Origin of the sequence: Synechococcus sp. PCC 6717 (assembly GCF_022698185.1) — a bacterium.
Taxonomy (GTDB): Bacteria; Cyanobacteriota; Cyanobacteriia; order Thermosynechococcales; family Thermosynechococcaceae; genus Thermosynechococcus; species Thermosynechococcus lividus.
This window is the reverse complement of sequence record NZ_JAKLTV010000017.1, coordinates 14,993-28,775: the sequence shown is the minus strand read 5'-3', so window position 1 is coordinate 28,775 and position 13,783 is coordinate 14,993. Positions and strand designations below refer to the sequence as shown.

Annotated in this window: 12 protein-coding genes and 2 pseudogenes; 6 read left to right on the top strand and 8 right to left on the bottom strand. The window is 53.4% G+C overall.

The window, feature by feature from the left end:
• Positions 1–23: 23 nt before the first annotated feature.
• Genes hisS through csaB form a run of 3 tightly spaced genes read left to right on the top strand, consistent with a single transcriptional unit; the run spans position 24 to position 3,009 of the window.
• Positions 24–1,292 carry a histidine--tRNA ligase gene (gene hisS, locus L5470_RS08465; RefSeq protein WP_099799699.1) on the top strand — a complete coding sequence of 423 codons (1,269 nt, stop codon included), beginning with the start codon at positions 24–26 and terminating at the stop codon, positions 1,290–1,292.
• On the top strand, positions 1,289–1,975 hold the full coding sequence (locus L5470_RS08460; RefSeq protein ID WP_499499378.1) for a sirohydrochlorin chelatase: 687 nt from the start codon (positions 1,289–1,291) through the stop codon (positions 1,973–1,975). Before hisS ends, L5470_RS08460 begins: the two co-directional genes overlap by 4 nt.
• Positions 1,972–3,009 carry a polysaccharide pyruvyl transferase CsaB gene (csaB, locus tag L5470_RS08455; protein ID WP_499499376.1) on the top strand — a complete coding sequence of 346 codons (1,038 nt, stop codon included), beginning with the start codon at positions 1,972–1,974 and terminating at the stop codon, positions 3,007–3,009. Before L5470_RS08460 ends, csaB begins: the two co-directional genes overlap by 4 nt.
• 6 nt (positions 3,010–3,015) lie before the next feature.
• Here the strand turns inward: csaB and L5470_RS08450 are convergent, their stop codons facing one another.
• Entirely contained in the window at positions 3,016–3,183 is a 168-nt protein-coding gene (locus L5470_RS08450; protein WP_099799702.1) for a metallothionein, read from the bottom strand.
• A gap of 98 nt (positions 3,184–3,281) precedes the next feature.
• Here L5470_RS08450 and L5470_RS08445 point away from each other — a divergent pair, with 98 nt between their 5' ends.
• A complete protein-coding gene (locus tag L5470_RS08445) occupies positions 3,282–3,653 on the top strand; it encodes an ArsR/SmtB family transcription factor (RefSeq protein ID WP_099799703.1) in 372 nt (123 codons plus the stop codon).
• Between the two features lie 7 nt (positions 3,654–3,660).
• On the opposite strand, the gene L5470_RS08440 is transcribed toward L5470_RS08445, so the two are convergent.
• The 3 genes and pseudogenes from L5470_RS08440 to L5470_RS08430 all read right to left on the bottom strand — a co-directional run bounded on the left by L5470_RS08440 (position 3,661) and on the right by L5470_RS08430 (position 6,441).
• Positions 3,661–3,996, bottom strand: coding sequence for a type IV pilin-like G/H family protein (locus L5470_RS08440; RefSeq protein WP_499499373.1), 336 nt, complete (start codon positions 3,994–3,996; stop codon positions 3,661–3,663).
• A gap of 266 nt (positions 3,997–4,262) precedes the next feature.
• Positions 4,263–4,766, bottom strand: a pseudogene (locus L5470_RS08435) (metallophosphoesterase family protein); the annotation flags it as partial.
• A 7-nt stretch (positions 4,767–4,773) separates the two neighbouring features.
• A complete protein-coding gene (locus tag L5470_RS08430) occupies positions 4,774–6,441 on the bottom strand; it encodes a DUF3370 domain-containing protein (protein ID WP_499499371.1) in 1,668 nt (555 codons plus the stop codon).
• A 449-nt stretch (positions 6,442–6,890) separates the two neighbouring features.
• On the opposite strand from L5470_RS08430, the gene rpaA reads away from it, so the two are divergent.
• On the top strand, positions 6,891–7,619 hold the full coding sequence (rpaA, locus tag L5470_RS08425; protein WP_099799705.1) for a two component system response regulator RpaA: 729 nt from the start codon (positions 6,891–6,893) through the stop codon (positions 7,617–7,619).
• Here rpaA and larB read toward each other — a convergent pair.
• The 4 genes from larB to hemW form a co-directional block, all read right to left on the bottom strand.
• Positions 7,592–8,374: a nickel pincer cofactor biosynthesis protein LarB gene (larB, locus tag L5470_RS08420; RefSeq protein WP_099799706.1), complete on the bottom strand. Its 783-nt coding sequence runs from the start codon at positions 8,372–8,374 to the stop codon at positions 7,592–7,594. The genes rpaA and larB overlap by 28 nt on opposite strands.
• Before the next feature lie 48 nt (positions 8,375–8,422).
• A complete protein-coding gene (locus L5470_RS08415) occupies positions 8,423–9,901 on the bottom strand; it encodes a site-2 protease family protein (RefSeq protein ID WP_099799707.1) in 1,479 nt (492 codons plus the stop codon).
• Between the two features lie 54 nt (positions 9,902–9,955).
• Positions 9,956–11,896 (bottom strand): molecular chaperone HtpG, encoded by a 1,941-nt coding sequence (gene htpG / locus L5470_RS08410; protein ID WP_099799708.1) that lies wholly within the window; start codon positions 11,894–11,896, stop codon positions 9,956–9,958.
• Positions 11,897–11,963: 67 nt separating this feature from the next.
• Positions 11,964–13,166, bottom strand: coding sequence for a radical SAM family heme chaperone HemW (gene hemW / locus L5470_RS08405; RefSeq protein WP_499499367.1), 1,203 nt, complete (start codon positions 13,164–13,166; stop codon positions 11,964–11,966).
• A gap of 117 nt (positions 13,167–13,283) precedes the next feature.
• Here hemW and L5470_RS08400 point away from each other — a divergent pair.
• Positions 13,284–13,753, top strand: a pseudogene (locus tag L5470_RS08400) (Eco47II family restriction endonuclease).
• The last annotated feature ends 30 nt before the right edge of the window (positions 13,754–13,783 follow it).

Here is a 13,783-nt window from a genome sequence, read left to right as displayed (position 1 = left end):
GTTCTATACCATTGCCATGGAGCATGGGGTTACAAGCACCACGGGGTACCCGCGACATTTTGCCTGCCGAGCGTATCTATTGGCAGCAGCTAGAGGCGACGGCACGGCAGATTCTAGATCGCGCGGCCTATCGGGAAATTTGTACGCCTATTTTTGAGCAAACCAGTCTGTTTGAGCGGGGCATTGGCGAGGCCACCGATATTGTCGGCAAGGAGATGTACACTTTTCAGGACAGGGGCGATCGCTCCTTGACCCTGCGCCCCGAAGGCACCGCTGGGGTGGTGCGTGCCTACATTGAGCATGGCCTCTACAGCCAAGGTGGGGTGCAACGCCTCTGGTACCTAGGGCCCATGTTTCGCTACGAGCGTCCCCAATCCGGGCGGTATCGCCAATTTCACCAGTTGGGCGTAGAAGTGCTCGGCAGTGCCGATCCCCGCGCCGATGCGGAAGTCATTGCCTTGGCGCTGGATATTCTCAAAGCCCTTGGCCTTGAGGACGTGACCCTAATGCTCAACTCTGTGGGCGATCGCGACGATCGCGCGCACTACCGCCAAGCCTTAGTCGACTATCTCACCCCCTACGCCGCCGATCTGGACCCCGATTCCCAAGATCGCCTTCACCGCAACCCCTTGCGGATCCTCGATAGCAAAGATCCACGCACTCAAGCCATTGTCAATGAGGCACCCCGCCTATTGGATTACCTAAGTGCGTCATCGCAGCAGCACTTTGAGCAGGTGCAGTCCCTCTTGGAGGAGCTAGGTATTCCCTATCAAATTAACCCTACCCTTGTGCGGGGACTCGACTACTATACCCACACTGCCTTTGAATTTCAGCAGGGCAGCCTAGGCACTGAAGGCACTGTCTGTGGCGGCGGACGCTACGATCACCTCGTTGAGGAATTAGGCGGGCCAGCGACCCCAGCCATTGGTTGGGCAATGGGGCTAGAGCGGCTGATTCTGCTGATGGGCGATCGCCCCAAGGAACCTAGCCCTGTTCCCCATCTTTACGTAGTCACCCGGGGCAGTAGTGCCGAACGGCAGGGGCTAGTCTTGGCGCAACAACTGCGCCATCAAGGGTACATTGTTGAAGTAGATTTCAGTGGCAGCAGCTTCAAAAACCAACTGAAGCGGGCAAACCGCAGTGGCGCTACCCACTGCCTCGTGATCGGTGAGGAGGAAGCAGCAGCGCAAACGGTACAGGTGAAGTGGTTAGCGTCCGGCGAGCAGGAGCAAGTTGCTCAGGCGGATTTGCTCTCAGCAGCGGGGCGATCGCGCCTTTTTGGGGAGCAATGAGCCGCGCCTACTTTTTAATTGCCCACGGTAGCCCCAGTGCTGACCCGCAGCAGGCCATGGTGCAGGTTGTGAGCCATCTCGCCTCCTTAGGTAAGGTGGGATGGGGTGCCCTAGAAAGCCAAGCGCATCCCCTTGAGCTACAAATTCTGCACTTTTGCCAACAAGTCCAGCAGCCCGTGGTGCTGTTGCCCCTATTTCTGCTGCCCGGAAACCATGTCGCGGTGGATGTACCGAAGGCGTTGGCCGCTGCTGAGGCGATCGCGCCTTTTCCGTTGCATTGTCTGCCATTTCTAGGGAGTCAGCCGCGCTTTCAGGTATGGCTCCAGCAGCAGCTTGTCAATGCTAAAGCAGATATTCTGGTGGGGCATGGCAGTCGGCGGCATGCTGTCTTGCCATGGTTTCAGCAGTTGTGTGACTCCTTGGGGGTGTTGCCTGCCCTCCTCAGCGACCCCGAGAGCCTTAGCAATGCCCTGAAACAGCGCCAAGCATTGGGGTATGCCCATAGCCATCTGTTTGGTTACTTTCTCTTTGGTGGCAAAACCGTTGATGCCTTTGCTGCTCAAGTGCAGCAGCGACAGACGGAGCACCCTCAGCAACGGCTGTCGGTCACACCGGCGATCGCCCCCACGCCGGAGTTCATTGCCACGATCGCCGCAATTTTAGCCCAAGACGTTGTGTCATGACTCAAGTGGTTCTCTGTGGGTACTACGGCTACGGCAACGCGGGGGATGAAGCCCTGTTGGCCACCCTCCTCGAGCAACTGCCAGCCCACTGCACCCCCATCGTCCTCAGCGGCAACCCCCAAGCTACAACAGCACTCTATGGTGTGGCCGCCTGCGATCGCTACCAGTGGAGACAGGTTCTGCGCACCCTGCGCCGCAGTCAGGTCTTTATTTGGGGCGGCGGTAGCCTCATTCAGGATGTCACCAGTTGGCGTAGCCCCCTCTACTACCTTGGCTTAATGACCCTTGCCCAACACTTGGGCTGTCGCACCGTGGCATGGGCACAGGGGATTGGGCCTGTGAAATCGCCCGTCTATCGGTGGTGGCTGCGGCAACTACTGCGGCGGTGTATTGCCGTTACCGTGCGTGACTCTGGTTCGGCGGCACTGCTGCGCCAATGGCAGATTCCCCACCAGCAGGGGGCGGATCCCGTGTGGTTAATGCGCTCACCCCCCCCCTCGGAACCTAGCCGCACCCCCACGATTGCAGTGTCATTGCGCCCCCATCCCACCTTGACCCCTGAGCGCTTCGCAACCATTGCGGCTGCCCTACGGGCTTGGCAACAAGAGGCGGGGGTTGAGGTTCTGCTACTGCCCTTTCAGCCCTGCCAAGATTTACCCCTTGCGGAGCAACTGTATGGGCAACTCATTGCATCGCAGACCCGCCTCCTCTGCCTTGCAGATCCACGCCAGATCAAAGCGGTGCTGGCTGGGGTACAGGGGGCGATCGCCATGCGCCTTCATGCCCTCATTATGGCCGCCAGTGTGGGCTGTCCCTGTTTTGCCCTGAGCTATGACCCTAAAGTAAGCCATTTAATGGCAGATACCGGAATGCCCGGCTGGGAGTTATCTGCTCTACCGGCGACCCCCCACGTCCTACTCAGCCAATGGCAGCAGCACTGGCACCCCAACCCACCTTACCTCAATTACCAAGCCTATCGAGACTCGGCACAGGTGCATCAAGCAGCCCTTGAGGGACTGGGAGATACGTTTTAGCTACAGTTAGCTACAGCCGCAACCTGTGTGGCCGCACCCACCCTGTGCTTTACAGGTGCCATTGGCACAGACCTCGGAGCAGTAGGGTTTATCCGCTACCATGATGGCATCACTCAAAGAGACGATGCACAGGCAGTGGGGGCAAGCACATTTCATTTGGGAAACAGTGGTCATGGATATGGCCTCCAAACGGGGTATGACTTAATTATGATTGAACAACCGTTCAGATGTCAACCATCATTAACGATCAGTCTAGCCGTTATGATGGAGGTATGAATGCTAAAACTGCTGCGACAGTCAGTGCTCATCCCTATGATGCGGCAGCGCTTACTCAGCTCGGCGATCGCCTCCTGTCCCTCGAAAAAGCGCAGCGCATGGCGCAATTTTTTGGGTTGCTGGCCGATACCAATCGATTACGGATTGTTTCTCTGTTAGCGGAAAGGGAACTGTGCGTTGGGGATATTGCCCTTGCCTTAGGCATGAGCGAATCTGCGGTCTCCCATCAACTGCGCATCCTCAAAACAATGCGCCTCGTAAGTTTTCGTCGCCAAGGGCGGCATATGTTCTATCAATTACTGGATCAGCACATTTTTGCCCTTTACCAATCCGTTGCCGAGCACCTCGACGAGGAGGACGAGCCTTAGCTGCTACTTACGGACAGGTGGCGGGTGTTGCTGTGCCAGACGTCGGCGGATCAACTTCGATAATCTCTGTTGAGGTTAAGGTAAAGGTTGTCAGCGCACGGGCACAACCGGTGAGGGCTTTGAGTTCTGGCCGGTTGGGAGTTGCCTGAAACTCGGCAATCAAAGATGTGGCATTGGTAATGGCATAGTCATAGTCCGGGGTTTCACTAATGCCAATTTGTAGGCTTGCAATATTATCACTAAAGGTTGGATTGGCAAGACGATAGGCTTGCTGGGCGCGGTTGACCGCTCCAATATTTGTCTTGGCCTGAGATTCTCGGGCTTTTGTAGCCTGACTGAGCATGGAGGGCAAGGCGATCGCCGCCAAAATAGCCAAAATTCGGATTTGCTACAGCCCACAGTTGCCACGTCCACCACAAACTCCTCAAGCCCCCCTTGGCGAACGCCACCGTGTAACACATTCATTTGCCACACCCATTGACGGCTCCAGTCAAGGGCAGTCAACCAGCCACTACGGTGGTGATAGGCACCGGTATCAATATCAATCCAACCGTTGCCGCGCACAAGTTGACCGGGCTGCACCCCACGAAATGTAAAGGTAATCGTGTGTCCTACCACAATAGTTTTACCAGCAAAATAGGGAGTGGGATGGCTTAAAAACAAATCCCGTATCCAGCAGCACTCCCTATTTGTTTGATCTGCCAGCGGTAGCATTGGGTCTAGCCCCGCATGCACCAGAAAGACATTCCCTAGGTCATAGTACAGAGGATTGGTTTCCAGCCAGTGGATGTGTTCCCATAACAGTTCCGTTGAGGTATAGCTGGCAAGGGTGTCATCCCCGCCACTGCTGGCCCAAACAAAGAACCGTGAGGGGTTAAGGTGCTTGTCCGCAAAGGCCAACAACATCATATCTTCGTGGTTACCGCGCACGGTGAAATAGCGCTGCTGGCGGAGTAGCTCCACCACTGCGGCACTGTTGGGGCCGCGATCTACTAAATCCCCCAAAAAGTAAAGGCGATCGCCCACAGTTGGTGCCACCACGTCCAAAAGACGGCATAGCCCTTCATAATGGCCGTGGACATCTCCAATAAAGATGAGGCGATCGCCTACCATATAGCCCCTAGGGTGCAGAAACTGGTGTCAAGGATAGAGAATCGGTGACCGGTGCGTGGGTGGTATTTTGATAGCTGGGGCCCAGCAAGGTGGCCACCGTTAACACTTGGGGAGGGGTGGCATCGGGAGGATAGAGCAAATCGACGCTAACATTTCGTTTTTCGCCTGGGCGCATATTTAAGGTCACCAGCGGTTCGCCCCGCTGCCCCCGCCGCTGCACCAAATGGACATAGCGTTCTTGGGGCTGCCCCACATCATCCGTAAAACGCACCCGCACTGTTCCGCGGAAAAACACTTGGGGAGCGGGCGGCTCTAGGAACTGCAGGCTCACCGTACGGTGATCCTGCTTGAGGGGGGTTTGCAGCGTTACGACAACCGACTGAAAACTGCGGCTATCATTCAGCAAGGGCAGTGTCAAACTATAGTGCACACCATAGTTACCGTGAGCATAGTAAGCTGTATCGGGATAGCGCGCCAACATTGGTGCACTTTGGATTTGCCCTGTGCCAAGGGTGCCTCGATGTAGGGTACTAATACCGTAGGAAATCGCCCGACCGGGTGCTGGAATGGTTAGCGCCGTCCCTTGACCGTGTTCATCGGTCAGGCTAGCTTTCCACTGTGACCCTTGACTGATGCCTGCCACGCGGCCATAGAAAAAGCGGGGGGACGTACTATTGGGAGGCGTGGGGGGAATATCTCGGGGGGTTACCAGTTGTCCACGATGGAGCATTGTCCACCACTCTTCGAGGGTTGGTGCTCGCTCCGTACCATGGTCACTCATACGGGCAAACATCGACATTTGGGCCAGGTAGATTGGCCCGTTGCTTTGTAGATGCATGAGGGTTGAGCGACCATTGGAGGACGAGACCTCACCAAACGGACTAACATCGGTAATCAAGGGCATCATCGGGCCAACGGTACCGTCTTGGTTGATCATAAACTCAGCACGGGCGCGGTTAATGACCGCATTAGGAAACTGGGTTGGCAGAGGCAACGGCAAATTACTCAACATTCGTGCTTCCCGTGCCGGAATAACCACTTGGGAGGGGAAAAAGGTTTGGCGCACCCCCCGCAACACCTGATTGGTGACGCGACTGCCCGGCCCCGAAAAAACATAGCCAATAGGGTTGTCGAGGATTGCCGGTAAGCTGCGGAACGGAGCATCCGGCGTGCTTAAGAAACTGGCAGCTTGGTAAAAGGTGACCGTAACAGGGCGATCGCTGGGATTGTAGGCCAACAGCCCCAAATAAATTGTTGGTGTACTAACGGCTCGATTAGATTGGGTAATGTGGTGGGCAAACACATCAAAGCGTCCTTGTATGGGATAGTTAAGATGTGCTGCCGGTTGCCATTTGCCTTGGGGGGGAAACGTAGAGAGTAAAATACCCTCACTTCGCACCATTTCAGGGCTGTTGCTGTTAAAGACGGGGATGTTGTCTAGGTGCCCTGGCAGAGGCCGAATATCTTGGGGAAAATAGGCAAAATTTGTTGGTGTGACGTAAGCCGTTGCGGCTGGCGTAGGTGGTGTGCTAACGCGTGGAGCTTGCGCACCCACAGGCGCAGCATTTGCCTGAACAATAATACTCGACTGCACCGAATGCTCCTGGACAACAACCGGAACCTGTTGAGGTGGAGTAGGTAAAGCGGCTTGAGCCAAAAGAATGGGAGCCAGCATATTATGTCCAAACCACAGCATCTAATTTGAGTGAGTAGTTCGCAAAAACGGACAGAGTAACGTCCTCTGCCCCAAAGTTGCATTTCCAAAGTATAGCCCAGGTTTGCAGAAAATCTAGTTAATGCTGCATAGAACTGAAAATCGACTAGTACCACAAGGGCAGTCTGGTTGCTCGTAATTCCTGATTTGGGGTTAGTTTGAGGGGATCCAACACTACTCTACTAATACTTAAAGTGACCTAGGCCAATATGCAACGCTGTTGCGCTCCTGAGTGCCACATGGACACAAAGTGCCAGCAATTGGGGTGTACCGTCGCTCGTAGTGCCAAATGCCAAATATTGAGCCAATCTAAAGAAATCCAACAAAGTCTTAAGCATTTTGCTGAGATGTTTATAATTCTCTCAGAGGTGCTTGTCCCTTGCCCGTGAGGATTGAGTAACGTCGATTCTATGAAGCCTCGTATTCTAATTATTGATGATGACCCAGCGATCGCCGATGTCTTGGCAATTAACCTGCAAATGGCAGGCTACGATGTCACAAAGTCCTTGGATGGGATGCAAGGACAAGCGTTGGCCGTGCAGATTTCCCCGGATCTGATTTTATTGGACTTGATGCTGCCGCAGGTCGATGGCTTCACGATTTGCCAGCGCCTACGGCGCGACCCCCGCACCCAAGACATTCCCATTTTGATGCTGACTGCCCTCAGTCAAACCCACAATAAGGTAGAGGGGTTTAATGCGGGTGCCGATGATTATTTGACGAAGCCCTTTGAATTAGAAGAGATGTTGGCACGGGTGCGAGCGCTGTTGCGGCGCGCTGACCGCATTCCAGCCACCGCTGGGCATCGGGAAATTCTTAGTTATGGGCCTCTAACCCTGATTCCTGAGCGCTTTGAGGTCTCGTGGTTTAGCAAAATCATCAAGCTGACACGCTTGGAATTTGAACTATTGCATTGCCTGCTGCAGCGCCACGGCCAGACTGTGTCTCCGAGCGAAATTCTCAAGGAGGTTTGGGGCTATGACCCAGATGATGACATCGAAACCATTCGTGTTCATGTCCGCCATCTGCGGACGAAGCTGGAGCCAGACCCGCGTAGCCCGAAGTACATTAAAACGGTTTACGGGGCAGGTTATTGTCTTGAACTGCCCAGTCACATTGAGCCAGTGGCGGCACGTTGAGGGAGCGATCGCAACATTTTAGCCGCTAGCATCGCTGCGCCAAAGCCATTGTCAATATTCACCACGCCAATGCCGGGGGCACAGGAGTTGAGCATAGTGAGTAGGGGAGCGAGACCTCCGAGGTTTGCGCCATAGCCAATGCTGGTGGGCACGGCAATCACCGCTGCACTCACTAGACCCGCCACAACACTGGGTAACGCGCCTTCCATGCCGGCCACGACAATGAGAACCTGCATTGTTTCAAGGCGATCGCGCACACTGAGCAGCCGATGAATTCCTGCCACACCCACATCCCAAAACCGCTCCACCGCAAACCCCGAGAGTTGTAGCGTGATGGCGGCTTCTTCAGCAACGGGTAAATCGGCTGTGCCAGCGCAGACTAGGCCAACCTGTCCCGGGTAAGCAGGTGGCAAGATAGGGGCTGTACTACAGATTTGCGCCACTTCAAAGTAGTGCAGCCCTCCCAAGCGCGATCGCACCGCCGCAAAAACATCCGCAGAGATACGGGTGGCCATAACACAGGGATAGTAAGGCCGCATCCGCGCCAAGATTTCGGCAATTTGTTCAGGGGTCTTGCCAGGCCCCCAAACAACTTCAGGAAACCCTGTACGCTGTTGCCGTTGATGGTCAATCCGGGCAAAATGGCCAATGGTTTCGTAGCTCAGGTGTTGCAGTTGACGGTGGGCAGCCTCTACGCTTAACTGTCCTCGGGCAAGTGCCTCTAGTAACTGCCGCACAGGATCGGCGCTGTCCATCAAAAATCCTCCGAAATCCCGTCATCTGGTGCTAGGGAGTTCCTCTCATTAGCCTCCAATCCCCAACTGGCCTGCCAAGCCGGGTGCTAAGGGAATCAGTGTCGCTGCCATTAAAAACAGCAGTAGCAGCCCCAACCCCGCGCGGGTATCGTCCGGCTCGGTCATTTCATCCAAACTAGGACGATCTAGGTCACGCTGTAGCAGGAGAATAATCAGCGCCCAGTACAGGGCTAAGGGATTGACGATCGCCACCAAGCCCAACACAATCAGGGTAATCCATGTCAGGCGCTGAGCGGTTTTAATGCCATAAATCGCTTGAATGATCCGACCGCCATCCAATTGCCCCGCAGGCATGAGATTGAGGGCGGTGATAATCAGTCCTAGCCACCCCATAATCACCAAGGGATGCACCGCCACAACCTCACTTTGCAAGTGGTCGCCCAAGAACAGACGAGAGAGAGTGCCCACCAAAATTGACCCTTGGAAGAAAATAGTGGGCACCTCTAAACCGCTACTGCTGGGAGAGAGCACCAAGCCAATACCCAGAAATAGCAACGACAATGCCCCAGAGGCAATCGCTCCTGCAGCAGCAATGTCAAATAGCTCGTTGCGGTTTTTCAGAAACGATTCAATGCGGGTTACAGCACCGAAGGTACCCAACTGCCACGCAGGCAGAAAGAAGGGGGGGCTAAGTTTAGCATCGTAGCGCTTGGCCATGAGCCAATGTCCTAGTTCCCGCGCTCCGGCAATCAGCACTAAACAGAGCGCCAAAGGGAGCGATCGCTGAAACAAACCCGGCGTATTCAGTAAACTAAAGCCCTGGAGCACTGAACTGGTTTCTAGGCAGGTGCCAAGGGTCGCTACCCCTAGCAACACCGCGGTTAGTTTTTGTAAGAGCGTTGAGCGAGCTATGGTGGTCGTTGCCGGCAAAATAATGACCACAGCCTTGCCCTCGCTATTGGGCACCATAAATAGGCGATAGCGATCTGGCAATGTAGCTTGCAAGCGTTCTGTTAGAGTGGCATGCACTGCTTTCGCATCACCGCGCAGGTTGCCGCGACAGATCACCCCGCCTTTGTAGGGAATGTACTCAGTGGCAAAGTAGGTATCAATACTAAAAATACTTTGAATTCCTTGCAGATCGTCTGGCGGCAAGGCAGAGGGGGCACTGGTTGTGAGGGGTTCGCCACTGTCAGGGGTAGATTGTGAGGGGGCAAGGACGTCATCAACCTCAGGTCGCCCCGACCGCAAGGGTGGTAATGGTGCATCGGAGGTGGCAGCAAGGAGGCGTAACCAGCGACCCAAGGCAATGTAGGCCACGATGGAGAGGACAAGGCTAAACAAGACAGCGGCAAAGTTGAGGACAATGCCAACACTCAAGGTGCCAAATACCACCAGCCATGGCAGCATCAGCACTAGGGTTTGCAACCAAGCAATAATGCCGAGTTTGCCGTAGGGTAGGGCACGATAGAGTCCCCAGCCCAACAGGGCGATCGCCCCCGCGAGTAAGCCTGCTGTAATGATCATCTAGAATCCTCCACGACCCCCTAGCCTTACCCGCTAGGGGAAGAGCTATATCGATTAGCGCATAGCCATTGCAGTCAGTTGGGTAAGCACCTGACTGGCGCGTTCACTAAACTGCTGCATGCCGTTGGCATCAAAGCCTCGCTGGGACATCAAGGCCAAATCATAGATATAGTGGCACAGCTTTTCTACAAGTGCTGCGGTCTCTGACGAGCCACTGGTTTGAATAATAGTGCCCTGACTCAAGTTCAGCAGGTTCTGAATCAGGGGATGGGTGGTATTCACCACCAAGGTGTGCTCCTCGGGCAGTTGCACATTGAGTTGCTGTTGCATCATGGCCATCATTTCCTGCATTCGCCGACTGGTTTCTGGCAGCAGAATCATGGCGGGTGGGGCATCACCGCTATTGCCAGACTTGAGGGCTTCAGTACGAATGGTGAGCTTCGGCTTCTTGAGCACCGACTCAAACAGCGCCTTAATCTGTTCGCTACGGGTTTTATTACTGCCCGGGTCAATTATTTCACTGCTTTGGTCTTTGTCAATCAGGGTTTCATCTAGTTCTGCATCCACCCGCAGGAATTTAACATCGCTGTAGGTTTGCTCTAGCCACGGCACAAAGTGGGTGTCAATGAAGCTATCCATAAAGAGCACTTCAATGCCTTGCCCCTTGAGTAACTGAACGTAGGTGGCTTGGTTCACCTCATCGGTGCAGTAATAGACGCGGTTGGCGTGGCGCGCCTTGTTGCGCTCTAAGTACTGTTTCAGGGTGGTGTAGGCTTGGCCATCGACAACAATACCCCCTTGAGTGCTCCATTCATCGTTCTCTGCTGGTGTACTTAAGGTGGCTGTGGTGCGATAGATCAAAATATCCTCAACCTGTTTCTTGAACTTCTCGTCGTTGAGGGAGCCAAATTTGACAAAGGTGCCCAAGTCTTTCCACGAACGCACGTAGGCATCCGGGTCTTCGCGGTACAGTTCGTTGAGGCGATCGCCCACCTTTTTAGCGATATAATCAGCAATTTTACGCACGGTGCGATCGTTCTGCAAAAAGCTGCGGGAGACATTGAGGGGAATATCGGTGCTGTCAATCACGCCCCGCAAAGGCAGCAGAAAGCGGGGAATGATCTCTTCGCAGTTGTCGCTGACAAAGACTTGGTTGCAAAAGAGTTTGATCTGCCCTTTAGTGACATCAATATCCGGGCGGAGCTTGGGAAAGTAGAGGATACCGTTAACCACAAAGGGATAGTCGGTATTCAGATGCACCCAAAGCAAGGGATCCTCTTGGAAGGGGTACAAGTAGCGATAAAACTCTAGATACTCTTCTTTGCTGAGGCTGCTGGGGCTGCTCTTCCACGGCGCAATTTGTTTGTTGATTTGCTCGCCATCGAGTTTGATGGGCACCGGCAAAAAGTCGCAGTACTTGCGCACCAATTCACGAATCCGTGCTGGTTCGAGGTAACCCAGTTCATCGTCTTGCAAGGTGAGGGTGACGGTGGTACCCACACTGGTGCGCTGGCCATCCTCAAGAGTGAACTCCGTAGAGCCATCGCAGGTCCAGTGGACGGGCGTTGCCCCAGCTTTATAGGACAGGGTATCGATTTCGACGCGGCTTGCCACCATGAAGGCGGAGTAAAACCCTAAGCCAAAATGGCCGATGATCTCTTGATCGCCATTGCCTTTGTACTTTTGGACAAATTCTTCAGCGCTGGAAAAGGCAACTTGGGTGATGTACTTTTTCACTTCCTCTGCGGTCATGCCCAAGCCTGTGTCGGCGATCGCCAGCCTCTTGTTCTCGCGATCGAGGGTAATTGTAATTTCGGGGTGATCCACATCGCCACCGTACTCACCAGAGCGAGCCACCATGCGTAATTTTTGGATGGCATCTACGGCGTTAGAGACAAGCTCCCGCAGGAAAATTTCATGATCGGAGTAGAGCCATTTTTTAATGATTGGGAAAATATTCTCGGTATGAATTGAAATGGTTCCCTGTTCCAGCATGATTGGTTCCCGTGAGCGCTACTGAATCACTAGAGACCTGCACATTGGTGCAGTTTCATCTCCTGATCTAGTGTATCGGCAGGGGCAACCTACTCTGTTGGTGGATAACCGATCTCTCGATCGCCTGCCAGAGGGTGACAATCACGCTGTTGGCCAGCAAGAATCCATCCGGCTGAGTCAGCCATAGGCGATCGCCGCAACGCTGTAAATGGGCAGGGTCAATCCGCTGTGCCGCTGTGACCAGTGCCTCTACCCATTCCTGCGGAAAGTCCGTGGCCAACTGCTTCAGGCACAGCCCCTCTTTGAGACGCAACCCCAGCATGAGGGTCTCCAGCCACCGATCCCAAAGGGTCTCCTCAGCAACGGTGCAAAGCCCTGTAGGTAGGGTTTGCACCCACTCGTAGTATTTGCGGCGGCTGCGCGGACGCGTGAGGCGGCGCTGCCCCAGATAGCTGGTGGCACCCATGCCAAACCCATAGTAAGGCTCATTGCGCCAGTACACCTGATTATGACGACAGGCGAACCCCAAACGGGCATAGTTAGAAATTTCGTAGTGCTCATAGCCCGCAGCCCGCAGCCGTTCATGGGCAAGGCGATAAGCCGCAGCAGCCTGCTCTTGGGACGGTAAGGGGAACACCTCTGGCTGGTAACGGCGGCTAAAAACCGTCTGCGGCTCCACAATCAAGTCATAGACTGAAAGATGGCTTGGTGCAAGGGCGATCGCCGCTGCGAGGGACAGCTCCCACTCCTGGAGCGATTGTTCCGGTAACCCACAGATAAGATCCAAGCTCCAATTGTCAATCCCAGCAGTCTGGATCACCTCAACAGCAGCATAGACCTCGGCCACAGTATGGCTGCGACCACACACCTGCAAAAGCCTATCTTGAAACGCTTGCACCCCTAAGCTGACCCGATTCACCCCCGCTCTGAGATACCCCCGTAGCCGTGGCAGATCAAAGGTTCCGGGATCCATTTCCATAGAAATTTCCGCCGCCGCCGCGATACCAAAGCGCCGATCTAGTGCCCCTAAAAGCCGGTCAATCTGCTCAGGCGCAACAAGAGAAGGCGTCCCCCCACCAAAGAACACCGTTTGCAGCGGCTCCCCCACACTGGGGGTTTGCCTAATTTCATAGCAAAGGGCATCGATGTAGTCACTCAGGAGGGGCGAAGAGGCGGCCAGAGGCCGGTCACCTACCACCGTAATCGGAAAATCGCAGTAGAAGCACCGCCGCCGACAAAAGGGAAGATGTAGGTAAGCCGCAGTAACCATGAGAAATAATAAAGCCTTGCCTATTGATTCTAACTGTTCCCGGACTTTATACTGTCATATCTAGGAATCAGCAGAAAATTAGATATAGTATTGCGTAAACTCTCACTAAATCTATGAATGCTAAACATGAATAAATCAGGCGATTATCAATTGGGGTTTATCAGCAATCAGGATATTTATAACCATGTTAAACAAACTATTTTAAGATATCGTCTTTCTATTAATTTTAAGGAATTTACAAAACTAAAAATTGATCCTATAAAAGCAAGTTTTGATATGGCTATTTATAATTTAACAGCGGATGAATTTATAAGAAGAGAAATTATGCGACAAATTGACAAATCAAACAATAATCAAATTGGATATTTTCATCAAAATATATTTCGATATATTAAATATTGGCAAGTTCCTGAATGTGGCTATGATATAATTAATGAAAATCTCAGCTATTATGTAGAAATGAAAACAAATTTAACACCATGAATAGCAATTCAAAAGAAAACGTTTATCGAAAAATGAAGCAGACAGTTGATAGTGACCCAGAAGCAACATGCTTCTTAGTTGAAGTGATTGCAAAAAAAATCTAGAAATGATCCGTGCCATTTCAAGCTAGATAA